The sequence below is a fragment of the Serratia sp. MMO-28 genome (assembly GCF_037199905.1).
GTDB classification, from domain to species: domain Bacteria; phylum Pseudomonadota; class Gammaproteobacteria; order Enterobacterales; family Enterobacteriaceae; genus Chania; species Chania oryzae.
Window position 1 is genome coordinate 1 of sequence record NZ_JBBCVB010000001.1, and the last position, 24,235, is coordinate 24,235.

Sequence of the window (24,235 nt, forward strand, 5' to 3'; positions counted from 1 at the left end):
GCGGTCAGAAAGCTCAACTGACGGTATTATGGAAAAATATCGCGATCGCGACCTGCGGTCGCTAGAAAAGAAGAACCCCACCTGAAAAAGTGGGGTTAGTCAGCAGTCTGACCCGCCTTCTAGGCGGGTTTTTACTGGCGTATCCGTCCGGTGATCCAGCCTCCCGCACCGATCTTTTTTCTGCATATAAACTGCATAGTTATGTAAGTTCATGCGTACGATCTTGCTTGCCCGATTGTTAATCAATTGATAGCGTTACTGATAAAAGCATCGGGATAACATAATATTCTAATTCTGCATGAAATCCTCTGGCAGTGATCGGGCAGGGCAGTTACTCTGAACCTTATGCTCGTCATAGGGGCACCAAAATCAAGAAGAGAGAAATGTATGACTGATTCACAGATCCGCATCGCAATTGCGGGGTCCGGTGGCCGCATGGGGCGTCAATTGATTCAGGCGGTACAGCAGGCGCAGGGCGTAGTGCTGGGGGCCGCATTGGAGCGCCCAGGTTCAAGCCTGGTGGGAACCGATGCCGGTGAACTGGCTGGAGTCGGGGCGCTGGGGGTCATCGTCAGCGACAGCCTGGATAGCGTGGCCGATGATTTCGATATTCTGATCGATTTCACCCGCCCAGAAGGCACCTTGGCACACCTGGCGTTTTGTGTGGCACATAAAAAAGGCATGGTGATTGGCACCACCGGTTTTGATGATGCGGGGAAGGCGGCAATTGGTGATGCTGCCCAACAGATTGGCATCGTGTTTGCTGCCAACTTCAGCGTTGGCGTTAACGTGATGCTCAAATTGTTGGAAAAAGCCGCTAAAGTGATGGGCGACTATACCGATATTGAGATTGTCGAAGCGCACCATCGCCACAAAGTGGATGCCCCTTCCGGCACGGCTTTGGCGATGGGAGAAGTAATTGCCGCTGCGCTGGGGCGTGATTTGAAAGAGTGCGCGGTTTATCAACGCGTTGGCTATACCGGCGAGCGCGATCCGCAGAGCATCGGTTTTGCCACTATACGTGCCGGGGATATTGTGGGTGAGCATACCGCCATGTTTGCCGATATTGGCGAACGGGTAGAAATTACCCATAAAGCCTCAAGCCGCATGACTTTTGCTAATGGTGCCGTGCGCGCAGCATCCTGGATCCGAAAGCAGCCAAAAGGGCTGTTTGATATGCGCGATGTTCTCGGTTTAGAGCAGTTATAATGTTTTGCATACCATCGTGATGTGGTTATGTTGATCATAGTGCTATGATAATAGGGCAATAATTTTATTGTCCTTTTTTTTAACCATTAAAATAGGGCTTATCTTCATTTTTAATGTAATGATGGCTATTTATAGTGGTTTTACTTTGATTTTTTCCCTTTTTATATCCTCGATTGTTGATTGACATCGAATTTTCGCCACTGTCATGGTTTTTTTGTGTCATTGTGTCTAGCAACCGTTTACTCGCCCGAGTTTCCGTATGTTTTTATCGGTGTGAAGCCCGTAAAGCGGTGAGAACAGCAAAAATACGATAAAAAAAGGCACTATGAGTAGACAAGTTGGGCACTCATCATTAAAATGCGCCCAATTTGCCAAAAATTAGCCTTGAGGGCGGTTTTTGCATTGATTTAGGCGGTGAAATCTGAATTAATATGCAAATATTGTGATTGATTATTCCTCGGAGGGTGTTTTGATTAAGTCAGCGCTATTGGTTCTGGAAGACGGAACCCAATTCCACGGTCGGGCCATCGGGGCAGAGGGAACGGCAGTGGGGGAAGTGGTCTTCAATACATCGATGACCGGCTATCAAGAAATCCTCACTGATCCTTCCTACTCCCGCCAGATCGTTACTCTTACTTATCCCCATATCGGCAATGTCGGCACCAATGCTTCCGACGAAGAATCCTCCGCTGTTCATGCTCAAGGCCTCGTCATTCGTGACCTCCCACTGATTGCCAGCAACTATCGCAACGAAGAAGGCCTGGCTGAATACCTCAAGCGTAACAACATTGTGGCGATCGCCGATATTGATACCCGCAAGCTGACCCGCCTGCTGCGCGAAAAGGGCGCACAAAACGGTTGCATTATTGTCGGTGATGTCACCAATGCTGAACTGGCGCTGCAGAAAGCCAAGGCCTTTCCTGGCCTGAAGGGCATGGATCTGGCGAAAGAGGTCACCACCAAAGAAGCCTACGCCTGGCAGCAGGGCAGTTGGACTTTGGAAGGCGATCTGCCAGAGGCTAAAGCGGCGAGCGAATTGCCATTCCACGTGGTGGCTTACGACTTCGGTGCCAAACGCAACATTTTGCGCATGCTGGTGGATCGCGGCTGCCGCCTGACGGTGGTGCCTGCGCAAACCTCTGCGGAAGAGGTGTTGAAAATGAATCCCGACGGCATCTTCCTGTCCAACGGCCCCGGTGACCCGGAGCCGTGTGACTACGCGATTGCCGCCATCAAGCAGTTCCTGGAAACCGACATTCCGCTCTTCGGTATCTGCCTGGGCCACCAACTGTTGGCGCTCGCCAGCGGTGCCAAAACCATGAAGATGAAGCTCGGCCACCACGGCGGTAACCATCCGGTTAAAGATCTGGATAACAACGCCGTGATGATCACCGCGCAGAACCATGGCTTTGCGGTGGATGAACATAACCTGCCGGCCACGCTGCGCGTCACGCACAAATCCCTGTTCGACCACACGGTGCAAGGGATCCACCGCACCGACAAAGCGGCGTTCAGCTTCCAGGGGCACCCTGAAGCCAGCCCTGGCCCGCACGACGCAGCGCCGCTGTTCGATCACTTTATCGAACTGATTGAGACTTACCGTTCCAACGCCAAATAATCAGGAGCCATAAAAAATGCCAAAACGTACAGATATAAAAAGCATCCTGATCCTCGGCGCTGGCCCGATCGTAATCGGCCAGGCGTGTGAGTTCGACTACTCCGGTGCCCAGGCCTGTAAGGCGCTGCGCGAAGAGGGGTACCGCGTTATTCTGGTCAACTCCAACCCGGCAACCATCATGACCGACCCGGAAATGGCCGATGCGACCTATATCGAGCCGATTCACTGGGAAGTGGTGCGTAAAATCATTGAAAAAGAGCGCCCGGATGCGGTGCTGCCGACCATGGGCGGCCAGACGGCGCTGAACTGTGCGCTGGAACTGGAGCGCCAGGGCGTACTGGCCGAGTTCGGTGTGACCATGATTGGTGCCACGGCCGATGCCATCGATAAAGCGGAAGATCGCCGCCGTTTTGACATCGCCATGAAGAAGATCGGCCTGGATACCGCGCGTTCCGGCATTGCCCATAATATGGAAGAAGCGCTGGCGGTGGCCGCTGACGTCGGTTTCCCATGCATTATCCGCCCATCGTTCACCATGGGCGGCACCGGCGGCGGTATTGCTTACAACCGCGAAGAGTTCGAAGAGATCTGCGAGCGTGGTCTGGATCTGTCGCCGACCAAAGAGCTGCTGATCGACGAATCGCTGATCGGTTGGAAAGAGTACGAAATGGAAGTGGTGCGCGATAAAAACGACAACTGCATCATTGTCTGCTCCATTGAAAACATCGACGCGATGGGTATCCATACCGGCGACTCCATCACCGTGGCACCGGCTCAGACGCTGACCGACAAAGAATACCAAATCATGCGTAACGCCTCGATGGCGGTGCTGCGTGAGATCGGCGTCGAAACCGGCGGCTCTAACGTACAGTTCTCGGTAAACCCGAAAACCGGCCGCCTGATCGTGATCGAAATGAACCCGCGCGTGTCCCGTTCTTCCGCGCTAGCATCGAAAGCCACCGGCTTCCCGATCGCCAAAATTGCCGCCAAGCTGGCGGTGGGTTACACCCTCGACGAACTGATGAACGACATCACCGGTGGCCGCACTCCGGCGTCCTTTGAGCCGTCTATCGATTACGTCGTGACCAAAATTCCTCGTTTCAACTTCGAGAAATTTGTGGGTGCTAACGATCGCCTGACCACCCAGATGAAGTCGGTCGGTGAAGTGATGGCGATTGGCCGCACTCAGCAGGAATCCCTGCAAAAAGCGCTGCGTGGCCTGGAAGTGGGCGCCACCGGTTTCGATCCGAAAGTGAGCCTGGACGATCCGGAAGCGCTGACCAAGATCCGCCGTGAACTGAAAGACGCCGGTTGCGATCGTATCTGGTATATCGCCGACGCTTTCCGTGCCGGGATGTCCGTAGACGGCGTGTTCAACCTGACCAATATCGATCGCTGGTTCCTGGTGCAGATCGAAGAATTGGTGCGTTTGGAAGAGCAAGTGGCCGAGGCAGGGATTAACGGCCTGAACGCCGGGTTCCTGCGCACCCTGAAGCGTAAAGGCTTTGCCGATGCGCGTTTGGCCAAGCTGGTTGGCGTTTCGGAAAACGAGATCCGCAAGCTGCGCCACAGCTTTAACCTGCACCCGGTTTACAAACGTGTGGATACCTGCGCGGCGGAATTTGCCACCGACACCGCTTACATGTATTCCACCTATGAAGAAGAGTGCGAATCCAACCCGACCAACGATCGCCCGAAAGTGATGGTGCTTGGCGGTGGCCCGAACCGTATCGGCCAGGGTATCGAATTTGACTACTGCTGCGTGCACGCCTCGCTGGCGCTGCGTGAAGACGGCTACGAGACCATCATGGTCAACTGTAACCCGGAAACCGTGTCTACCGATTACGACACCTCGGATCGCCTGTACTTCGAACCGGTAACGCTGGAAGACGTGCTGGAAATCGTGCGCATCGAGAAGCCCAAAGGCGTGATCGTACAGTACGGCGGCCAGACTCCGCTGAAGCTGGCGCGTGAGCTGGAAGCCGCAGGTGTGCCGATTATCGGCACCAGCCCAGATGCCATCGACCGTGCCGAAGATCGTGAGCGCTTCCAGCAGGCGGTTAACCGTCTGGGCCTGAAGCAACCGGCCAATGCTACCGTCGCCACCATTGAGCAGGCGGTAGAAAAAGCCGCTGGCATCGGTTATCCGCTGGTGGTGCGCCCGTCCTATGTGCTGGGTGGCCGCGCAATGGAAATCGTGTATGACGAAATCGACCTGCGCCGTTACTTCCAAAACGCGGTCAGCGTGTCCAATGATGCCCCGGTGCTGCTGGATCGCTTCCTGGATGATGCGGTAGAAGTGGACGTTGATGCCATCTGCGACGGCGAGCGTGTGCTGATCGGTGGCATCATGGAACACATCGAACAGGCTGGCGTGCACTCAGGTGACTCCGCGTGTTCATTGCCGGCTTACACCTTGAGCAAAGAGATCCAGGATGTGATGCGCCAACAGGTTGAAAAGCTGGCGTTTGAGCTGCAGGTGCGTGGTTTGATGAACGTGCAGTTTGCGGTGAAAAACAACGAAGTCTATCTGATCGAAGTGAACCCGCGCGCGGCACGTACCGTACCGTTCGTCTCCAAAGCCACCGGTGTGCCGCTGGCGAAGGTGGCGGCGCGCGTGATGGCGGGCAAGTCGTTGGCTGAACAGGGCGTCACCGAAGAGATTATCCCGCCGTACTACTCGGTAAAAGAAGTGGTGCTGCCGTTCAACAAATTCCCAGGCGTTGACCCGATCCTTGGGCCGGAAATGCGCTCGACCGGTGAAGTGATGGGCGTTGGCCGCACCTTCGCCGAAGCGTTCTCCAAAGCGATGCTGGGCAGCAATTCAGGGATGAAGAAACAGGGCCGTGCGCTGCTGTCGGTGCGTGAAGGGGATAAAGCCCGCGTGGTGGATTTGGCTGCCAGCCTGCTGAAACAGGGCTTCGAGCTGGATGCGACTCACGGCACCGCAGTGGTGCTGGGTGAAGCAGGGATTAACCCGCGCCTGGTCAACAAGGTGCACGAAGGCCGCCCGCACATTCAGGATCGCATCAAGAATGGCGAGTACACCTATATTGTGAACACCACCGCAGGCCGTCAGGCGATTGAGGATTCCAAGCTGATTCGCCGCAGCGCGCTGCAATACAAAGTGCATTACGACACCACGCTGAACGGCGGCTTTGCTACGGCAATGGCGCTGAAGGCGGATCCTACCGAGCAGGTAACCTCGGTGCAGGAACTGCACGCACGTATCAAGTAATCACCGTCTTAGGGTGCCAAGCAGGGCGGGATCAACCCGCCCTTTTCTCTTCTCTATCAAGCCATTTGCTCATTTTCGATAAAAATTTCCGCTATCAATCCCTCTGTAAGCTGTCACGATATACGCTTGATGTAAGGCACGAAACGACGAGAAGCGCATGATCCTGATTATTTACGCCCATCCCTATCCCCGGCATTCCCATGCCAATCAACGGCTGTTGCAGGCGGTCAAAGACATTCCCGGTGTGGAAATCCGCTCCCTGTATGAGCTTTATCCAGATTTCAACATTGACACCCGGGCCGAACAGCAGGCGCTGGAGCGCGCCGATATGGTGGTGCTGCAACATCCTCTGCAATGGTACAGCCTGCCGCCGCTACTGAAGCTGTGGATCGACAAAGTGTTGGAGCACGGTTGGGCCTATGGCCATGACGGCAATGCGCTGGTGGGGAAAGACTGCCTGTGGGCGGTAACCAGCGGCGGAGACAAACAGCATTTTGCGCTGGGGGATTATCCTGATTTTGCCGCATTAGCTCAGCCGCTGCAGGCCACGGCCATTTACTGTGGGATGAAGTGGCAGCCCTATTTTGCGGTGCATGACACCTTCACCTGCAATGAGCCGGCGCTGATTGCGGCGGGCGAGGCTTACCGCCAGCGGTTGGTGCAATATCTGCTGGAGCACGGTGAAGCGGCGGCAGAGCAGGAGCAAGCGCATGGATAATCACAATATGATGATTGAAGGGCTGATCTATCTCGGCTCTGCCGCGCTGTTTGTGCCCATTGCCGTGCGGCTTGGCTTGGGATCGGTACTGGGTTATCTGATTGCTGGCTGCATTATCGGCCCCTGGGGGTTGAAGTTGGTTTCTGATGCTGAATCCATCCTGACCTTCGCCGAGATCGGCGTAGTATTGATGCTGTTTATCATCGGTCTGGAGCTGGATCCCCGACGTCTGTGGACGCTGCGCGCGGCGGTATTCGGCGGTGGTGGTATTCAGATGGTGGCCTGCGGGCTGGCTTTGAGCGCTTTTTGTTATTTTCTGGGGCTGAGCTGGAAAGTGGCGCTGCTGATTGGCCTGACGCTGGCGCTGTCTTCAACGGCCATCGCTATGCAGGCGATGAGTGAGCGCAACTTAACCCCATCGCCGATTGGCCGCAGTTCGTTTGCCGTGCTGTTGTTCCAGGATATTGCGGCGATCCCGCTGGTGGCGATGATCCCGTTGCTGGCCAGCAGCGGCGCGGCTACCACGCTGGGGGCTTTTGCGCTGTCTGCGGCTAAAGTGGTGGGCGCCTTGGCGATGGTAATATTGCTGGGGCGCTACGTGACGCGGCCATTGCTGCATTTTGTGGCGCGATCTGGCATGCGCGAAGTTTTCAGCGCCGTCGCGCTGTTCCTGGTATTTGGCTTCGGCATCCTGCTGGAAATGGCCGGTCTTTCCATGGCGATGGGGGCGTTTCTTGCCGGCGTGCTGCTGGCCAGCTCGGAGTATCGTCACGCGTTGGAAAGTGATATTCAGCCGTTTAAAGGGCTGCTGCTTGGCCTGTTTTTTATCGGCGTTGGGATGTCGATCGATTTTGGCACCTTGCTGCACCATCCGCTACTGATCGCCTCACTGCTGCTGGGCTTTATGTTGCTGAAGGCGTTGCTGCTGTGGCTGGTGGCACCGGTCCTTGGCGTGCCGAAGCGCCAGCGCGGGCTATTTGCCATTCTGTTGGGGCAGGGCAGTGAGTTTGCCTTTGTGATCTTTGGTGCCGCACAGATGGCGGGCGTGCTGCCACCGGAGTGGGCTAAACCGCTGACGCTGGCGGTGGCACTTTCAATGGCTGCGACCCCGTTGCTGTTGGTGGTTGCGGCCCGGCTGGAAAAGAACGCGCCGCAAGACGAGCGCCCGGCGGATGAGATCGACGAAGGCAATGCCAGCGTGATCATCGCCGGGTTTGGCCGTTTCGGCCAGATCGCGGGCCGTATGCTGCTGGCCAACGGCGTGCAGACCGTGGTGTTGGATCACGATCCCGATCATATCGAAACGCTGCGCAAATTCGGCACCAAGGTGTTTTATGGTGATGCCACGCGTGTCGATCTGCTGGAAGCGGCTGGAGCGGCACAGGCCAAGATCTTGATCAACGCCATTGATGATGTGGAGGCAAACCTGCAACTGACGGAATTGGCCAGGCATCATTTCCCGCACCTGAAAATCGTGGCGCGTGCCCGTGATGTGGATCACTGGTACCAACTGAGGCAGTTGGGGGTAGAAAACCTGGAGCGTGAAACCTTTGAAAGTTCGCTGCGTATCGGGCGTGAAACGCTGGAATTGCTGGGGCTGGATGCTTATGAAGCGCGTGAGAAAGCCGATACTTTCCGCCGCTATAACCTGAAGATGCTGGAAGATACGCTGGAGAATTATCAGGATACCGAATTCCGTATCGCCAGCCTGCAACGAGCGAAAGAGATGCTGTCGGCAGCTATCGAACAGGATCAGATGCGCTTGGTGCGCGTGCAACAGACCGGCTGGCGTGGCAGCATTGACGGCAAAGCCCCCGAGGAAGGCGTGGTCGAAGCAAAAGGATAAGGATTGATTGGCCCTTTTCATCAGGAAAGGGCCAAACGTAAAACCCGCTGGTTTCAGCTCAGGGCGACTTTAATTCCCAGCGCGATCAGCATTCCACCTAATAATTTGTCGACCACCTTTTGCGTTTTTGCCAGCCCGCGCCGCACCGGCCCGCTCTGGATCAAAAACACCAGCACCGGCCACCAGATGACCGAAAGGCCGAAAATAATCCCCGCATACCACAGCTTTTCGCTGATGCCAGAGTTGATTTGCAACACCTGAGTAAACACCGCCAGAAAAAACAGCGTGGCTTTCGGGTTAAGCAGGTTACACAAATAGCCCTGCACGAAGGCGTTTTTCAGGCTGACCTGCTGCTGGGGCAGACTGCTGATATCAACCTTGCTACTCCCGTGCGCACGCAGTGCCTGAATACCCACCCAGATCAGATACACCGCCCCGGCATATTTCAGCACATTAAACAGCCACGGCGTGGTGGTTATTACCACCGCCAGCCCGGCAACGCAGTAAGACATATGGGTGGCAACGCCACAAATGACACCGAGTGCGGTCATCATTGCGGCCAGCCGCGGATAACGGGCGGCATTTTTAATCACCAGAAAGAAATCCGGCCCAGGTGAAAGCATCCCCAAGGTGGCGATACCGGCAACGAATAATGAAGTTTCAAGCATGGTGCTGTCTCAAAGCGGAAGGTATAACAGTGGCGATAATAACGCGACTCCCCCTGATGCGCATCAACCTATTGAGGTAATCTTTGGTTATATGATGAACATTCATTCAGGGGAGTGGTTGGGGACTATGAAGCAGGAATTAACCATTGAAATGCCGGGCGTACACCGGCAACAACGTGAAATAACCCGCCTGTGTATTCAGTGCGCATTGCTGCTGTTACAGCATGGTGCAGAAAGCATGGTGGTGGAACAGCTATCAACTCGTCTCGGCCTGGCGCTTGGGATGGACAGCGTGGAAAGCTCGATTTCGGCCAATGCCGTGGTGTTGACCACCATCAGCAATGAGGCGTGCCTGACGACCACACGTAAGAATGTCGATCGCGGTATCAATATGCAGATCGTCACCGAGGTTCAGCATATTGTGATCCTCGCCGAGCACAGCCTGGCGGATGCTCAGGACGTGGCGCGGCGTTTTGACAAGATCCGCCCGCTGCGATATCCGCGTGGGCTGGTGGTGCTGATGGTGGCCCTGTCTTGCGGCTGTTTCAGCGTGCTGAATGGCGGCGGTGCGGATGCTTTTGCCGTCACTTTCTTGGCCAGTGGGGTGGCGATGTTTGTGCGCCAGATGCTCACAGCCCGCCATATGAATCCGTTGATTAACTTTTGCCTGACGGCATTTGTTGCCACCTCGGTTTCTGGCCTGCTGCTGCGGCTACCGCTGTTCAGCCAGACGTCAAGCGTGGCGATGGCGGCCAGCGTTTTACTGCTGGTGCCGGGGTTTCCGTTGATTAATGCGGTAGCCGATATGTTCAAAGGCCATGTGAATACCGGGCTGGCTCGCTGGGCCATGGCCAGCCTGCTGACGCTGGCAACCTGTATTGGTGTGGTGATGGCCATGTCGTTGTGGGATCTGCGGGGGTGGTCATGAGTCTGTTGTGGGCACTGGTGCAGGATATGTTGCTGGCGGCGGTACCTGCGCTAGGGTTTGCCATGGTGTTTAACGTGCCAGCGCGTGCCCTGCGTTATTGCGCTCTGCTGGGTGCGGTAGGCCATGGTTCGCGGATGCTGATGATGCATTTTGGCATGAATATCGAGTGGGCTTCCTTTCTGGCGGCCATTCTGATCGGCATTATCGGGATTCAGTGGTCCCGTTGGCTGTTGGCTCACCCGAAGGTTTTTACCGTTGCGGCGGTAATCCCGATGTTCCCCGGTATCTCTGCGTATACCGCGATGATCAGCGTGGTGGAGATTTCGCATCTCGGGTACAGCGAAGCATTGATGTCAGTGATGATATCCAACTTCCTCAAAGCCTGTTTTATCGTTGGCGCGCTGTCGATCGGCCTGTCGGTGCCGGGTCTGTGGTTATACCGTAAACGCCCGGGAGTTTAGCTCCGGCCCGATTTCAGGCCACAGGCTTTATTGTGGCTTGAAATCTCTCTTGAACATCAATCAACCCAATAAGAGCCGTCTTATATATTCATATTGCATGATTAGCCTATCGACGCTGGCAGGGGGTTTACGTATAGTGTGAACAATTTTGCTGCCTACACAGGGTTAAACAATGATTATCAGCCTGATCGCTGCCTTGGCGGCGGATCGTGTCATCGGTATGGAAAACGCCATGCCGTGGCACCTGCCAGCGGATTTAGCGTGGTTTAAACGTAACACGTTGAATAAGCCGGTGATTATGGGTCGTAAGACCTTTGAGTCAATTGGTCGCCCACTGCCGGGCCGCCATAATATCGTTTTGAGCAGCCAACCTGGCACTGAAGAAGGGGTAACCTGGGTCAGCTCCCTGGATGAAGCGTTGGCGGCGGCCGGTCAGGTGGAAGAAGTAATGGTGATGGGGGGCGGCAGGGTTTATACCCAGTTCTTGTCTCGCGCCAACCGGCTATATCTGACGCACATCGACACCGAGGTGGAGGGCGATACGCACTTCCCGGATTATGAGCCTGATGAGTGGGAAACCTCGTTTAGCGAGTTCCATGATGCTGATGCACTGAATTCTCACGGCTATTGTTTTGAGATCCTGGAGCGCCGTTAAGCCTGCCTGCCAGGCAACAACTGGGCACCCTTGGGTGCCCATGGTTTTTTTAAGAGGCGGCTAGCGTATCCAGGCCGTCTATGACATCACACGGCAGCTGGAAGGTTGGACAAAGTATTGTTTGTCTTCCCAACGCAGCATCGTCAGATTCCCGCCCCAACAGCAGCCGGTATCCAGACCAATCACACCATCCGGCGTACCTTTGCCTTCCAGTGAAGCCCAGTGGCCGAAAATAATGGTGTATTCAGGATCGACCAGGCGCGGCAGTTCAAACCAAGCTTTCAGCGGCGCAGGCGCACTGCCTGGCGCATCTTTGCAGATCATGTCTAGCTGGCCGTTCGGGAAACAGTAACGCATGCGCGTCAGAGCATTGGTGCTGAAACGCAGGCGTGCTAACCCACTCAGCTCCGGGCTCCAGTTGTTCGGCATATCACCGTACATGGCATCCAGAAACAGCGGGTAGCTGTCGCTGCTCAGCACGGCCTCCACTTCACGCGCACAGATCTGTGCGGTGTCGATATCCCACTGTGGGGTGATGCCGGCATGGCCCATGATCAGCTTGCGCTCATCATCTACCTGCAGCACCGGTTGGCGGCGCAGCCAGTTAATCAACTCGTCCCGATCGGGGGCTTCCAGTAACGGCGTGAGCCGATCCTTGGGCTTGTTGCGGCTGATACCCGCATACACGGCCAGCAGATGCAGATCGTGATTGCCCAGCACCATGCGCACGGCTGGCCCGAGGGCGCGCACGTAGCGCAATACTTCAAGCGACGCGGGGCCGCGGGCGACCAGATCGCCCGTCAGCCACAGTTGATCGTGCAATGGATCGAAAGCCGCTTGGGCCAGCAGCGCCTGCAGCTCATCGAGACAGCCGTGAATATCGCCAATAAGATAAGTCGACATATTAATGAATCAACGTTGGAATGGCTAAACGGAACACGGGAATGGCGGTGCGGAATGTCTGACCTTGATGATCAACCATCTCGTAGTGGCCTTCCATGGTACCCAGCGGCGTTTCAAGCACGGCACCGCTGGTATATTGATACTCGCTGCCGGGCCGGATAATCGGCTGTTCACCGATCACCCCTTCGCCCTGAACTTCAGTCTGACGACCGTTACTGTTGGTGATTAGCCAGTAACGGCCCAGGAGTTGCACGTCGAAACGCCCCAGATTGCGGATGGTGATGGTATAGGCGAAGACGTAACGCTCTTCCTCAGGTATCGATTGTGATTCCACATAAATACTTTGTACCTGAATACATACACGAGGCGAATCAATCATGGTGATACTCCTTATTGCTGCTGCGCTGAAAGCCAGTTTGCCAACTTGCAGTATTGCGCTACAGAAATATTTTCAGCTCTGAGCGTCGGATCGACGCCGAGTTCCGTCAACTGTTCCGGGGTAAACAGATCGCCCAGGCTGTTGCGGATGGTTTTCCTGCGCTGGTTAAACGCCTGAGTCGTGATGCGGCTTAGCATGCGCACATCCCCCACCGGGTGTGGGATCACAAGGTGCGGCACCAGGCGGACCACGGCGGAATCAACTTTAGGTGGTGGAGCGAACGCGGTAGGCGGCACTTCCAGCACCGGAATAACGTTGCAGTAATACTGCGCCATCACGGTCAAACGCCCGTAAGCTTTGCTGTTCGGGCCGGCAACCAGGCGGTTTACCACTTCCTTTTGCAACATGAAATGCATGTCGCGAATAGCGGAAGTATAGCTGAAAAGGTGGAACATCAACGGCGTCGAGATGTTATACGGCAGGTTGCCGAACACGCGCAGCGACTGGCCTGCTTCTTCAGCCAGTTCGGCGAAGTTGACCGTCATGGCATCTTGCTGGTGGATGGTCAGTTTGTCTTTCAACTGCGGATGCGTGGCCAAGCGGGCGGCCAGATCGCGATCCAGCTCGATCACCGTCATGCGATCCATACGGGCGCCAACCGGTTCGGTCAGTGCGCCCAGACCTGGGCCGATCTCAATAACCGCTTCACCCGGTTGAGGATGAATGGCCGAGACAATGCTATCGATGACAAACTGATCGGTTAAAAAGTTTTGTCCAAAGCGTTTGCGGGCAAAGTGCCCTTGGTGGACTCTATTATTCATTACAATTAATTATCATTTTAATGGCGAGATTTAAGGCCGTTTTGAAGCTGCCTGCATCGGCGGTGCCGGTGCCAGCCAATTCCAACGCGGTACCGTGGTCGACCGAGGTACGGATAAAAGGTAAACCGAGAGTGATGTTCACCGCCCGGCCAAACCCTTGGTATTTTAGCACCGGCAGGCCCTGATCGTGATACATCGCCAGCACGGCATCGGCATGTTGCAGATATTTCGGCTGGAACAGCGTATCTGCTGGCAATGGGCCGACCAGGTTAATGCCGCGGCCGCGCAGGGTATCGAGAGCAGGGATGATCACATCCAGCTCTTCACGCCCCATATGGCCGCCTTCTCCGGCGTGCGGATTCAGCCCGCAGACGTAGATCTGTGGCTGCTTGATGCCAAACTTGTTTTTCAGATCGCCGTCGAGGATGGTGATCACCTCAAACAGGCTCTGCTGCGTGATGGCACCCGGCACCGCTAACAGGGGCAGGTGCGTGGTGGCTAACGCAACGCGCAGTTCTTCGGTAGCCAGCATCATCACGACGCGATCGCAGTGGCTGCGATCGGCAAAGAATTCGGTATGGCCGATGAACGGGAGCCCGCCGTCGTTGATCACGCCTTTGTTGACCGGCCCGGTAATCAGGGCGGCAAATTCGCCGTTCAGACAGCCGTCACAGGCGCGAGCCAGGGTTGCCACCACGTAAGCGCTGTTGGCAACGTTCAGTTCGCCCGGTACCACGGCGGCGGCGACGTTAATAGGGAGGATCGTCAGCGTGCCTGCGCGCTGCGGCTGTGCCGGTTGTTCCGGCTGATAGTCACGCAGCGCCAACGGCAGTTTCAGCAAGCGAGCACGCTCAAGCAGCAAGGCCGGATCGGCACACACCACCAGTTCAACAGGCCAATCCTGTTGCGCCAGCACTGCCACCAGATCCGGCCCAACCCCGGCTGGCTCGCCGGGGGTAATCACGATACGTTTATTGTTGTGCATTGCTTCCATTGAGGATCTTCACGTAAGCAGCAGCCCGTTGTTCCTGCATCCAGGTTTGCGCTTCTTCAGCAAACTTGCGGTTAAACAACATGCGGTAAGCACGATCTTTCTGCGCCGCGTCGGTTTTATCCACTTGGCGGGTATCCAGCAGTTGGATCAGGTGCCAACCAAAGGAGGAGTGCACCGGTTCGCTGAGCTGGCCTTTCTGCAGCTTCATCAATGCATCACGGAAGGCCGGATCGTACATGTCTGGAGACGCCCAGCCCAGATCGCCACCCTGCAGTGCAGAACCCGGATCCTGAGAAAGCTGTTTGGCTTCATCTTCAAACTTCGCCGTACCATTTTTGATGGCGGCAGCCACTTCCTGCAATTTTGCCCGCGCCTGATCGTCGGTCATGACCACCGACGGCTTCAGCAGAATATGGCGAGCGTGCACTTCGGTCACCGAAATGGCTTGGTTGCCCCCGCGCATATCGTTCACTTTTAGAATATGGAAACCGACACCGGAACGGATCGGGCCAACGACCTCGCCTTTTTTGGCGTTGATCAGCCTTTCAGCGAATAACGTAGGCAGTTCCTGCAGTTTGCCCCAGCCCATCTGGCCGCCTTTCAGCGCCTGGGAGTCGGCAGAGTAGGTGATCGCCAATTTACCGAAGTCTGCGCCACCGTTGATTTCACCCACCAGACGTTTTGCCATCGCTTCGGCTTCATCAACCTGTTTTTGCGACGGGTTTTCCGGCAGTGGAATCAGGATGTGGCTAAGGTTGACTTCGGTATCGCCACCGTTCTGCGCGCCAACCTGCTTGGCCAGTGCATCCACTTCCTGCGGCAGGATGGTCACACGGCGGCGCACTTCGTTGTTGCGCACTTCTGAGATCAGCATTTCCTTGCGGATTTGCGCACGATAGGTGTTGTAGTTCAAACCTTCAGCCGCCAGGCGGGTGCGCATTTGGTCGAGGCTCATTTTGTTCTGAGCGGCGATATCGGCAATCGCTTTATCCACATCGGCATCTGAAGCGGTTATACCCATCTTATGCGCCATCTGTAACAGGATGTTATCCATGATCAGACGTTCGAGGATCTGGTGACGCAACGTGCTGTCGTCCGGTAATTGCTGGCCGGCCTGCTGTGCGTTGAGTTTCACCGATTGCATTAAACCGTTTACGTCGCTCTCAAGTACTACACCGTTATCGACGACGGCGGCGACTTTATCCACTTCTTGGGGTGCTGCGAACGCGGTATTGGCACAAACCACCAATCCGAGAAGAAGCGTTCTCCAGTTCTTCATACATTTCCCATTATGTAATCCGCAAATGCGGGTGAAAGTTATCATTTTTCAATGTGTTCAATATGCCCTTATAACGACGGGCATACATCAGAATGCGCGCTGGTAAGGCAAGATGCCGGAGCGCAGCATTTCCGTGGTGCCGAGGCTGTGATCGTTGCTTAGGCCACGCAGTTCAATGTTGAATGAAACTTTGTTGTCATATTTACTGATCTGGTTTCCGGCATCCCAGTCGGTGATTTTCCGTTCATACCCCAGGTTAACCGCCCAGCAGCAAGTGTTGTAACGCAAGCCCACCAACTGGTTCGCCGTCTGCTTCGCACGGGTATCATAGTAATAAGCCCCTACGACAGCCCAGCGATCGGCAATTGGCCAACTGGCGGTGGTTCCCACCTGCGAAATACCGTCCTGATAGCCTGGGTTCTTAATACCTGGCAACGTTGCCGCGATATATTCCGGGCTGGCATAGCGGTAATTCAACTGCACCATGCGATTTGCATCCTGACGGTATTCAATGACTGAATCCCCCAATGCAACGCTATTAAGGCGGGTGTCGTACTGCACGCCGCCGCGCAGGCCCCAGCGATCGTCAATCTTCCAAAAGGTGTCACCGGCCCATACTACGCTGCCGGTATCATCACTATTATCAAAGTTACTTCTTTTATCCCCCGTCCGCGAGCGGCTGAGGTAATAGATTTGACCAACAGAAACGTTGAAACGTTCAACTAAAGCATCATCATAAATGCGTGATGTGACCCCAGTTGCCAGACGATTCTGCGAAGCGATGCGATCCAACCCGCTGTAAGAGCGATCGCGGAACAGACCGGAGTAGTCGGTTTGCAGCAGGGTTGAGTCATAGCTATAGATGTTGCTTTGATCGTGATAAGGGACATACAGATACTGCATGCGCGGCTCAATGGTCTGGGTATAGTCTTGCACCAGGTCCATAGGGCGCTCAAATACCACTTTACCGTCAGTTTTGAACTGCGGAATGACGCGGTTGACCGAACCGTCGAGGTTTGGCGCCGCGTTGCCGGTCCGGCCTGCATAATCCGCCGCAAAACCGTTAGGGATCTCCTGCTGGTAGTGCGTGGCCATCACTTTGGCTTCGGTATTCAGGCTACCCCAACTGTTGGCCAGCGGCAGGTTGATGGCCGGTGCAACGTGCCAGCGGGTGGCTTCCGGGTTGTTCGGATTCACGCTGGTGAATTTGGCGACCTGGCCGTAAGTGTGAAAATCAAATGGACCAAGATCGGTTTTATAATAGTTGAGGTCCAACTGAGGCTGGGCACGGTAGGCATTCTGATTGCCGACCCCGCTGAAAACCTGGAACTGTTTTGAGGCCAGTGTGGCATCCCAGTTTTGATTCGCATAGCCGACGCTGTATTTCTGCGTGGCATAGCCGTCGGTGGTGGCACCGTATTTGGAATCCAAATCGGTAAAGTAATAGGGATCGCTGACCTTGGTGTAATCGATATTGAAACGCCACACCTTATCCATCACGCCGCTATGACCCCAATAGAACAGCCAGCGCTTGCTGTCGTCCATTTCGCCATGATCGTTTTCAAACTGGCGATCGCTTGGCAGCCAGTCAAATGCCAAGGTGCCCAGACCCGGCTGCACCAGGTAGCGGAATTCGTTCTGCCACTGCAGGCCACGCTGCGTCATATAATGTGGCGTAATGGTGGCATCAAAGTTTGGCGCAATGTTCCAGTAATACGGCAGCATGAACTCAAAGCCGTTGTTACTGCCATATTTAGCGTTGGGGATCAGGAAACCCGAACGGCGCTTGCTGCCCACCGGCAGTTGCATATAGGGGCTGTAAAATACCGGTACACTGCCAATCTTGAAGCGGGCATTCCAGATTTCAGCCACTTGTTCTTCGCGATCGTGGATCACTTCAGAACCCACGACGCTCCAGCTGTTGTCACCCGGCAGGCAGGAAGTGAAGGTGCCATTTTCCAAAATGGTGTAGCGGTTCTGGCCGCGCATCTTCATTTTTTCGGCATCACCACGCCCCTGACGGCCTACCATCTGGTAGTCACCTTTATACACATCGGTATCTTTGGTATTCAGGTTTGACCAGGCTTTCGGGCCTTTCAGCTTGATCTGGCTATCATCGTAATGCACATTGCCCGTGGCGGTCACGGTACGCACAGGATCAGGCTGCCCCGCTTTTTGCGTTTGGTTCATTTCAACCTGTTCCGCCGTCAGCGTGCTGTTACCCTGTGTGATATTGACGTTACCGGTAAACAGAGCACTGCCTGGATAATCGGCGCGCGAATCATCGGCAAGGATGGTCACGGGAAGGCTGCTTGGGTCGCCATTGATGATGGGTTTATTGTAAGTAGGTACGCCGAGCATACATTGCTCAGCCAGATCGGCCAGCGCATGCTGGCTGTAAAGTGCCGTCCAAATCAGAGTGGCCAGCAGTGTTGGGAAACTTTTTTTCATACGCGGTTTTGGTGTTCCGTCATCATAGGCATCGTATCCGGCAAACGGTCAGAGACTATATCACTCATCAGCGTTGCGCTAGCGTTAAATCCTGCCGTTTGGTTACGCCGTTGTTAGGCGTAAAGATAAATGACGGGTATGATAATCCAAATCTTGTGAAAAATCGCCTTAACCCTGGTGTGAAACAGGGAAGATGTGCGGCTTGCGGTTGATAATTGAGGAGTCTATGCAGTATTGGGGCAAACTGCTCGGAGTGATTGTTGCCATTTGGTCTGGCGCGGGATTCTGGGGTGTAGTTTTAGGGCTGATTGTCGGCCATATGATCGATACTGCGCGTAATAACAAGCGCAGCCGAGGTTTTTTTACCGACCAGCAAACGCGGCAGACGCTGTTCTTCCGCACCACTTTTCAGGTGATGGGCCACCTGACCAAATCGAAAGGGCGCGTTACCGAGGCCGATATTCAGATCGCCAGCCTGTTTATGGATCGTCTGCAACTGCACGGCGAGGCGCGTACTGCCGCGCAACAGGCGTTCCGTGAAGGTAAGCAGAGCCAGTTTCCATTGCGCGAAACGCTGCAGCAGTTCCGCAGCATCTGCTTTGGGCGTTTCGATCTGATTCGGATGTTTCTGGAAATTCAGATCCAGGCGGCTTTTGCCGATGGCTCGCTGCATCCGAACGAACGACAGGTGCTGTATGTGATCGCCGAAGAATTGGGGATCTCACGCGCGCAGTTCGACCAATTCCTCAGCATGATGGAAGGTGGACGTCAGTTTGGCGGCGGTAGCTGGCAGGGGCAGCAAGGGGGGCATTCGCACGGGGGTTACCAGCAGGCGCAACGTGGCCCGACGCTGGAAGATGCCTGCAAGGTGCTGGGCGTCAGCAGCACAGACGATGCGGCTGTCATCAAGCGAGCCTACCGCAAACTGATGAGCGAACATCACCCGGATAAACTGGTGGCAAAAGGCTTGCCGCCGGAAATGATGGAGATGGCCAAGCAGAAAGCGCAGGAGATTCAGGCAGCCTATGACCTGATCAAGCGTGAGAAAGGCTTCAAGTAAGTTATTCAGTAATCGTAATAGATAGAGGGGCCTGGTTAACCGGGCCCCTTTGTATTTACATCAGAAATCCGGTTCCGCACGAAAATGCAGTGGGATCTGGGATAGCGGATGGGTAATGCGTAACTCTTGCGCGTGTAACTGAAGGCGTGGTGCCATCGCTTTTGCTGCCGGGTGTGCGTAAAAACCGTCACCCAGGATCGGGTGCCCCAGCGCCAGCATATGAACACGCAACTGGTGCGAACGCCCGGTGATCGGCTTCAGCAGGACTCGCGTGCTGCCATCGGCATCCCGGGAAAGCACCTGATATTCCGTTTGCGCTGCTTTACCGGTTTCAAAACACACCTTTTGCAGCGGCCGGTTTGGCCAGTCACAAATCAGCGGTAAATCCACCAGCCCCTCATCATGTTCCATATGCCCCCACACGCGGGCGATATAGGATTTCTGCGGTTCGCGCTCGCGAAACTGGCGCTTAAGTTCGCGCTCGGCGGCTTTATTAAGTGCAACCACAATCACCCCGCTGGTGGCCATATCCAGACGATGCACCGACTCAGCGCTGGGGAAGTCGGCCTGGATGCGCGTCATCACGCTGTCTTTGTTTTCCGGCGCACGCCCAGGAACGGAAAGCAGTCCGCTGGGTTTATTGACCACGATGATGTGCTCATCCTGATAAATTACGATCATAGGTACCTATTAGAGCTAACGCTATCGAGCGTGAATTATTGCGGGGGAGTATAACAGGAGTTGTCGGTGTGGCGGAGAAACGGGTGCAGACGGTGACTTAATGGATGTTGCAACTATGTTGCAAAAACTTGTATGGCCGATCACACAAATAGCCAATCCATTGCATTGTGTCTTCTTTTTGTAAAAATGTAGATATATTCTAATTATAAATACAAAAATACCTGCATCCGTAGGAATATCTGCTTGCTTGGAGACTCACCGCATGAACACCATGACGACAGAAAAACCATCGCTGAAAAATGAAAATAAACCGGTTATACCGGGGGTGACGTTATCGACATTCCCCGATTCCCCCCGCTTGTTAACGCTCAATTTCAGTGCTGAAGTCAGCGAGCGCTTTTTGCAACAGACCGAGCAATGGCCGATACAGGCGCTGGAATATAAATCGCTGCTACGGTTTCGTATCGCCAAAATATTAGATGACCTCTGTGCTAACCAACTGCAGCCGTTCTTGCTGAAAACGATATTGGCCCGTTCTCAAGGCGCATTGCTGATCCAGGCTGAAGGCATCAATCGTGTCGAACAGAGTGATGACATGGTCAAGCTGGCCACGGCGATAGCTCATCTGATTGGCCGTTCCAATTTTGACTCGATGAGTGGCCAATATTACGCCCGCTTTGTGGTGAAGAACGTTGATAACTCAGACAGTTACTTGCGGCAGCCGCACCGGGTGCTGGAACTGCATAACGACGGCACCTACGTGGATGAGGTGACCGACTATGTGATGATGATGAAAATCGACGAGCAGAACATGCAGGGGGGCGACTCTATGCTGTTGCACCTGGATGACTGGGAGCAGTTGGATACCTATTTTCGTCACCCGCTAGCTCGCCAGACCATGCGCTGGTCTGCGCCTCCGAGCAAGAATACCCTGAAAGACGTTTTCCATCCGGTGTTTGACGTTGACGATCATGGCCGCCCGGTGATGCGTTATATCGATCAGTTCGTGCAACCGAAAGATTTCACCGAAGGTAACTGGCTAAGCGATCTGTCCGATGCCCTGGAAAGCAGCCAGAACAAGCTGTTCATTCCGGTGCCGGTTGGCAGTATTTTATTGATTAATAACCTGTTCTGGCTCCATGGGCGCGATAGGTTTACGCCACACCCGGAGCTGCGGCGTGAATTGATGCGTCAGCGTGGTTATTTCAATGTGCCACAGAGTCGTACTTAATCTCTGTTAATCGCCTGGAAGGGGATGCCGCAAGATGTATGATTTTGTGATAATCGGCGGGGGCATTATTGGCATGTCCACCGCCATGCAGTTGATTGCAACCTATCCCGATGCCCGTATTGCCGTGCTGGAAAAGGAACCTGAACTGGCACAGCATCAAACCGGGCATAACAGTGGCGTGATCCATGCCGGGGTGTATTACACTCCCGGCAGCCTGAAGGCGCGCTTTTGTCTGGCGGGCAATCAAGCCACCAAAGTGTTTTGCGATCGGCATGGGATCCGCTATAGCGACTGCGGCAAAATGCTGGTCGCCACCACGCCATTGGAGATGGAACGCATGCGTGCCCTGTGGGAGCGCACGGCGGCCAATGGTTTGCAGCGGGAATGGCTAAATGCGCAGCAGTTGCAGGAAAGAGAACCCAACATTGTCGGGCTTGGGGGGATTTTTGTTCCTTCCAGCAGTATCGTCAGCTATCGCGAGGTAACGATGGCGATGGCTCGCGTGTTTCAACAGGCGGGTGGGGAAATCTTTTATCAGGCTGAAGTGCAGGCGTTGCATGAGCACTCGCAGGGCGTGGTGGTCAGTACGCCGCAGGCCGAGTTTTCTGCGCGCTATCTGGTGGCCTGCTCTGGCCTGATGGCCGATCGGTTGGTCAAGATGTTGGGGATCGAGCCCGGCTTTATGATTTGCCCGTTCCGTGGCGAGTATTTCCGTTTGGCGAGCCAGCATAATAACATCGTGAATCACCTGATTTATCCGATCCCCGATCCTGCGGTGCCTTTCTTGGGCGTCCATTTAACCCGCATGATCGATGGTAGCGTCACCGTGGGGCCCAATGCGGTATTGGCCTGGAAGCGGGAAGGTTACCATAAAAGGGATATTTCCTGGCGCGACACCCTGGAAATGGCCAGCTATGCGGGCATTCGCAAATTGATGTACCAGAATCTGTCTTTGGGCGTGGGGGAAATGAAAAACTCGCTGTTCAAACGCGGTTATCTCAAGCTGGTACAGAAATATTGCCCTAGCCTGACGGAACAGGACCTGTGGCCTTACCCGGCCGGGGTGCGTGCCCAGGCCGTGTCGCCTGAGGGGAAACTGATTGATGATTTCCTGTTTGTTACTACCGCGCGCACCATCCATGTCTGTAATGCCCCGTCACCGGCGGCGACATCGGCGCTCCCTATTGGCCAGCATATTGTCGGCAAAGTGCAGGCATTGTTAGAAAAACAGCCGTCATCTGGGGCCAATCTGCGCGCCGCAGTGACGGCGGTTTAAACCAACAATGTTCAAATCACCATAAATGCTGCCGGGCATTTATGGTGATCTCCCATCATGCCTTGCTCCGCAGGCGCTTCTTCTCCCGACCGAACTGGTTATCTGCCGGTATTTCATTATAATTAAAGGCCTTATGTTTCAAGAGATGGGATCGTAATGACTCTCCAGCAAAATGCGGTATTTGATGGTTATCATTATCTGAAAAGAGACATTATTCGCGGTGTTTTTCAGCCCAACGAAAAGCTGCGTATGAGTCTGCTGACCAGTCGCTATAACCTGGGGGTTGGCCCGTTACGCGAAGCCCTGTCACAGTTGGTGGCAGAAAATCTGGTGACCGCGATCAGCCAGAAAGGCTACCGCGTAGCTCCCATGTCACAGGCCGAGTTGCTGGATATTTTTGATGCTCGCGCCAATCTGGAGGCGATGCTGGTCACGCTGGCGATTGAGCGCGGCAACGATGATTGGGAAGCGAATATTCTGGCGCAGACGCACCGTCTGGCCAAGATGAGCACCGTCGCCACCAGCGAAGCGCTGCTGGACGAGTGGGATCAACGCCATCAGGCATTCCACAGCGCCATTGTTGCCGGTTGCGGCTCGCACGCTTTATTGCAGATGCGCGATCGGCTGTTCGATCTGGCGGCGCGTTATCGCTTTTTATGGCTAAGAAAGACGGTGTTTTCCGCCAGTGTGATGGAAAATAAACACCAGGAACATCAGGAACTGGTCAAACTGGTGCTGGCACGTGATAGCCGCCAGGCCAGCGAACTGATGCGTGAACATTTGCTGACGCCAATCCCTATCATCATGCAGGTGATGGAGCAAAATAACCTGCAGCAGAATGACAATGACTGAGGGCTGATGGTCGGTTTAGCCTGTGGCGGCATCGCGCACCGCAGTGATAAAGGCCGATAAGATCGGGCGTTGATCGTCCGTTTGCCAGATACAGTAAGCCTGAGAGAGTAATGCCACTTCCTCGAGCGCAATAAAGCTCACGCCCGCCATCGCCGCACTCCGCAGGCTGGCGGGCACCAGTGCAACGCCAAATCCTTGCGCCACCAGCGAGAGAACGCTCAGCCAGTGGCGCGCTTCACAGCGAATATCAGGATCGATCCCCGCGCTAAAGCACAGGGACTGGATGCGATCATAGTAATAAGGCGATACCTGGCGTGAAAACACGATAAACCGCTCATCCCGCAGCTCACACAGGTTAAGCGCCGCGTTGCCAGCCAAGGGATGCTGCTGCGGCAGGCAGGCCACTAATTCCTCGCTGGAAAACAGCAGTGAAGAAACCCCCTCCGGCAAGCGCGACGCATGAACAAACCCGACATCCAGGCTGCCGTGTGCCAGCTCGGTTAACTGATCTTTGGTATTCAGCTCCAGCATATTGAGCTGCAAGCCTGCTCGCGACTGCTGAAACTGCTGTAATAGCCTGGGGAGCCCCTGATACAGCAGAGCGCCAACAAAACCGATGCGCAAATGGCCGGTAACGCCCTGATCGACGTCACGCACCTGGTGCATGGTGCTGTTCATGCGATCGATCAGCGCCTGGGCCGCGGGCACCAGCGCCTCTCCGGCCGCGGTCAGCCGCACCTTCTGATGGCTGCGTTCAAACAACCTTGCCCCGATGGTTTCCTCCAACTGGCGGATGCTCACGCTCAGTGGCGGTTGAGAGATGGCAAGGCGGCTGGCGGCCCGGCCGAAATGCAGCTCATCAGCCAACACCAGAAAGTAGCGTAAACGGCGAATATCCACGGTATACCCATTCCTTTTTACTGCCCTTGAAAAGCCACCCTAGCACGGTTGCAACCATGCTTCTGGG

General features: G+C 55.0%; 21 protein-coding genes. 12 read left to right on the top strand and 9 right to left on the bottom strand.

All coding sequences use genetic code 11. The annotated features are described in order from the left end of the window. Positions 1-387 precede the first annotated feature (387 nt). The 5 genes from dapB to kefC all read left to right on the top strand — a co-directional run bounded on the left by dapB (position 388) and on the right by kefC (position 8,629). The gene (dapB, locus tag WG891_RS00005; RefSeq protein ID WP_337261096.1) at positions 388-1,209 is read left to right on the top strand and encodes a 4-hydroxy-tetrahydrodipicolinate reductase; all 822 of its coding nucleotides are present in this window, start codon (positions 388-390) and stop codon (positions 1,207-1,209) included. Positions 1,210-1,678: 469 nt separating this feature from the next. After that, positions 1,679-2,827: a glutamine-hydrolyzing carbamoyl-phosphate synthase small subunit gene (carA, locus tag WG891_RS00010; protein ID WP_337261097.1), complete on the top strand. Its 1,149-nt coding sequence runs from the start codon at positions 1,679-1,681 to the stop codon at positions 2,825-2,827. A 16-nt stretch (positions 2,828-2,843) separates the two neighbouring features. Beyond that, a complete protein-coding gene (gene carB / locus WG891_RS00015) occupies positions 2,844-6,065 on the top strand; it encodes a carbamoyl-phosphate synthase large subunit (protein WP_337261098.1) in 3,222 nt (1,073 codons plus the stop codon). Positions 6,066-6,222: 157 nt separating this feature from the next. Next, complete coding sequence (gene kefF / locus WG891_RS00020) at positions 6,223-6,783, top strand: glutathione-regulated potassium-efflux system oxidoreductase KefF (protein ID WP_337261099.1); 561 nt, start codon at positions 6,223-6,225, stop codon at positions 6,781-6,783. Further along, positions 6,776-8,629: a glutathione-regulated potassium-efflux system protein KefC gene (gene kefC, locus WG891_RS00025; RefSeq protein WP_337261100.1), complete on the top strand. Its 1,854-nt coding sequence runs from the start codon at positions 6,776-6,778 to the stop codon at positions 8,627-8,629. Before kefF ends, kefC begins: the two co-directional genes overlap by 8 nt. Before the next feature lie 53 nt (positions 8,630-8,682). Here the strand turns inward: kefC and WG891_RS00030 are convergent, their stop codons facing one another. Beyond that, the gene (locus tag WG891_RS00030) at positions 8,683-9,297 is read right to left on the bottom strand and encodes a LysE family translocator (protein ID WP_337261101.1); all 615 of its coding nucleotides are present in this window, start codon (positions 9,295-9,297) and stop codon (positions 8,683-8,685) included. Between the two features lie 127 nt (positions 9,298-9,424). On the opposite strand from WG891_RS00030, the gene WG891_RS00035 reads away from it, so the two are divergent. The 3 genes from WG891_RS00035 to folA all read left to right on the top strand — a co-directional run bounded on the left by WG891_RS00035 (position 9,425) and on the right by folA (position 11,341). Next, positions 9,425-10,225 carry a threonine/serine ThrE exporter family protein gene (locus WG891_RS00035; protein WP_337261102.1) on the top strand — a complete coding sequence of 267 codons (801 nt, stop codon included), beginning with the start codon at positions 9,425-9,427 and terminating at the stop codon, positions 10,223-10,225. Next, the gene (locus tag WG891_RS00040; RefSeq protein ID WP_076942573.1) at positions 10,222-10,686 is read left to right on the top strand and encodes a threonine/serine exporter; all 465 of its coding nucleotides are present in this window, start codon (positions 10,222-10,224) and stop codon (positions 10,684-10,686) included. The genes WG891_RS00035 and WG891_RS00040 overlap by 4 nt, the downstream gene beginning before the upstream one ends. Positions 10,687-10,861: 175 nt before the next feature. Beyond that, positions 10,862-11,341, top strand: a complete 480-nt coding sequence (gene folA, locus WG891_RS00045; protein WP_337261354.1) for a type 3 dihydrofolate reductase — start codon at positions 10,862-10,864, stop codon at positions 11,339-11,341. Positions 11,342-11,419: 78 nt separating this feature from the next. Here the strand turns inward: folA and apaH are convergent, their stop codons facing one another. The 6 genes from apaH to lptD form a co-directional block, all read right to left on the bottom strand. Further along, the gene (apaH, locus tag WG891_RS00050; protein ID WP_337261103.1) at positions 11,420-12,244 is read right to left on the bottom strand and encodes a bis(5'-nucleosyl)-tetraphosphatase (symmetrical) ApaH; all 825 of its coding nucleotides are present in this window, start codon (positions 12,242-12,244) and stop codon (positions 11,420-11,422) included. A gap of 1 nt (position 12,245) precedes the next feature. Beyond that, a complete protein-coding gene (gene apaG / locus WG891_RS00055) occupies positions 12,246-12,623 on the bottom strand; it encodes a Co2+/Mg2+ efflux protein ApaG (protein WP_076942570.1) in 378 nt (125 codons plus the stop codon). Positions 12,624-12,634: 11 nt separating this feature from the next. Next, a complete protein-coding gene (gene rsmA / locus WG891_RS00060; RefSeq protein ID WP_337261104.1) occupies positions 12,635-13,444 on the bottom strand; it encodes a 16S rRNA (adenine(1518)-N(6)/adenine(1519)-N(6))-dimethyltransferase RsmA in 810 nt (269 codons plus the stop codon). Further along, positions 13,437-14,429, bottom strand: coding sequence for a 4-hydroxythreonine-4-phosphate dehydrogenase PdxA (gene pdxA / locus WG891_RS00065; protein ID WP_337261105.1), 993 nt, complete (start codon positions 14,427-14,429; stop codon positions 13,437-13,439). The genes rsmA and pdxA overlap by 8 nt, the downstream gene beginning before the upstream one ends. Further along, a complete protein-coding gene (gene surA / locus WG891_RS00070; protein ID WP_337261106.1) occupies positions 14,416-15,717 on the bottom strand; it encodes a peptidylprolyl isomerase SurA in 1,302 nt (433 codons plus the stop codon). The genes pdxA and surA overlap by 14 nt, the downstream gene beginning before the upstream one ends. An 87-nt stretch (positions 15,718-15,804) precedes the next feature. After that, the gene (gene lptD, locus WG891_RS00075; protein WP_337261107.1) at positions 15,805-18,168 is read right to left on the bottom strand and encodes an LPS assembly protein LptD; all 2,364 of its coding nucleotides are present in this window, start codon (positions 18,166-18,168) and stop codon (positions 15,805-15,807) included. A gap of 226 nt (positions 18,169-18,394) precedes the next feature. On the opposite strand from lptD, the gene djlA reads away from it, so the two are divergent. Beyond that, complete coding sequence (gene djlA / locus WG891_RS00080; RefSeq protein ID WP_337261108.1) at positions 18,395-19,228, top strand: co-chaperone DjlA; 834 nt, start codon at positions 18,395-18,397, stop codon at positions 19,226-19,228. A 60-nt stretch (positions 19,229-19,288) separates the two neighbouring features. On the opposite strand, the gene rluA is transcribed toward djlA, so the two are convergent. Further along, positions 19,289-19,909, bottom strand: coding sequence for a bifunctional tRNA pseudouridine(32) synthase/23S rRNA pseudouridine(746) synthase RluA (gene rluA / locus WG891_RS00085; RefSeq protein WP_337261109.1), 621 nt, complete (start codon positions 19,907-19,909; stop codon positions 19,289-19,291). 262 nt (positions 19,910-20,171) lie between these two features. Here rluA and glaH point away from each other — a divergent pair, with 262 nt between their 5' ends. From glaH to csiR, 3 genes are all read left to right on the top strand, one after another. Then, positions 20,172-21,140: a glutarate dioxygenase GlaH gene (gene glaH, locus WG891_RS00090; protein ID WP_337261110.1), complete on the top strand. Its 969-nt coding sequence runs from the start codon at positions 20,172-20,174 to the stop codon at positions 21,138-21,140. A gap of 34 nt (positions 21,141-21,174) precedes the next feature. Beyond that, positions 21,175-22,416 (top strand): L-2-hydroxyglutarate oxidase, encoded by a 1,242-nt coding sequence (lhgO, locus tag WG891_RS00095; RefSeq protein ID WP_337261111.1) that lies wholly within the window; start codon positions 21,175-21,177, stop codon positions 22,414-22,416. Between the two features lie 156 nt (positions 22,417-22,572). Next, positions 22,573-23,268 carry a DNA-binding transcriptional regulator CsiR gene (csiR, locus tag WG891_RS00100; protein WP_076942562.1) on the top strand — a complete coding sequence of 232 codons (696 nt, stop codon included), beginning with the start codon at positions 22,573-22,575 and terminating at the stop codon, positions 23,266-23,268. 15 nt (positions 23,269-23,283) lie between these two features. On the opposite strand, the gene WG891_RS00105 is transcribed toward csiR, so the two are convergent. Further along, positions 23,284-24,168, bottom strand: coding sequence for a LysR family transcriptional regulator (locus WG891_RS00105; protein ID WP_337261112.1), 885 nt, complete (start codon positions 24,166-24,168; stop codon positions 23,284-23,286). Positions 24,169-24,235 lie beyond the last annotated feature (67 nt).

Excerpts from the sequence above, each read along its gene's own strand:
- dapB (WP_337261096.1), top strand. The coding sequence starts at position 388 with ATGACTGATTCACAGATCCGCATCGCAATTGCGGGGTCCGGTGGCCGC.
- carB (WP_337261098.1), top strand. The coding sequence starts at position 2,844 with ATGCCAAAACGTACAGATATAAAAAGCATCCTGATCCTCGGCGCTGGC.
- kefF (WP_337261099.1), top strand. The coding sequence starts at position 6,223 with ATGATCCTGATTATTTACGCCCATCCCTATCCCCGGCATTCCCATGCC.
- kefC (WP_337261100.1), top strand. The coding sequence starts at position 6,776 with ATGGATAATCACAATATGATGATTGAAGGGCTGATCTATCTCGGCTCT.
- WG891_RS00030 (WP_337261101.1), bottom strand. The coding sequence starts at position 9,297 with ATGCTTGAAACTTCATTATTCGTTGCCGGTATCGCCACCTTGGGGATG.
- WG891_RS00035 (WP_337261102.1), top strand. The coding sequence starts at position 9,425 with ATGAAGCAGGAATTAACCATTGAAATGCCGGGCGTACACCGGCAACAA.
- WG891_RS00040 (WP_076942573.1), top strand. The coding sequence starts at position 10,222 with ATGAGTCTGTTGTGGGCACTGGTGCAGGATATGTTGCTGGCGGCGGTA.
- apaH (WP_337261103.1), bottom strand. The coding sequence starts at position 12,244 with ATGTCGACTTATCTTATTGGCGATATTCACGGCTGTCTCGATGAGCTG.
- apaG (WP_076942570.1), bottom strand. The coding sequence starts at position 12,623 with ATGATTGATTCGCCTCGTGTATGTATTCAGGTACAAAGTATTTATGTG.
- rsmA (WP_337261104.1), bottom strand. The coding sequence starts at position 13,444 with ATGAATAATAGAGTCCACCAAGGGCACTTTGCCCGCAAACGCTTTGGA.
- pdxA (WP_337261105.1), bottom strand. The coding sequence starts at position 14,429 with ATGCACAACAATAAACGTATCGTGATTACCCCCGGCGAGCCAGCCGGG.
- surA (WP_337261106.1), bottom strand. The coding sequence starts at position 15,717 with ATGAAGAACTGGAGAACGCTTCTTCTCGGATTGGTGGTTTGTGCCAAT.
- lptD (WP_337261107.1), bottom strand. The coding sequence starts at position 18,168 with ATGAAAAAAAGTTTCCCAACACTGCTGGCCACTCTGATTTGGACGGCA.
- djlA (WP_337261108.1), top strand. The coding sequence starts at position 18,395 with ATGCAGTATTGGGGCAAACTGCTCGGAGTGATTGTTGCCATTTGGTCT.
- rluA (WP_337261109.1), bottom strand. The coding sequence starts at position 19,909 with ATGATCGTAATTTATCAGGATGAGCACATCATCGTGGTCAATAAACCC.
- glaH (WP_337261110.1), top strand. The coding sequence starts at position 20,172 with ATGAACACCATGACGACAGAAAAACCATCGCTGAAAAATGAAAATAAA.
- lhgO (WP_337261111.1), top strand. The coding sequence starts at position 21,175 with ATGTATGATTTTGTGATAATCGGCGGGGGCATTATTGGCATGTCCACC.
- csiR (WP_076942562.1), top strand. The coding sequence starts at position 22,573 with ATGACTCTCCAGCAAAATGCGGTATTTGATGGTTATCATTATCTGAAA.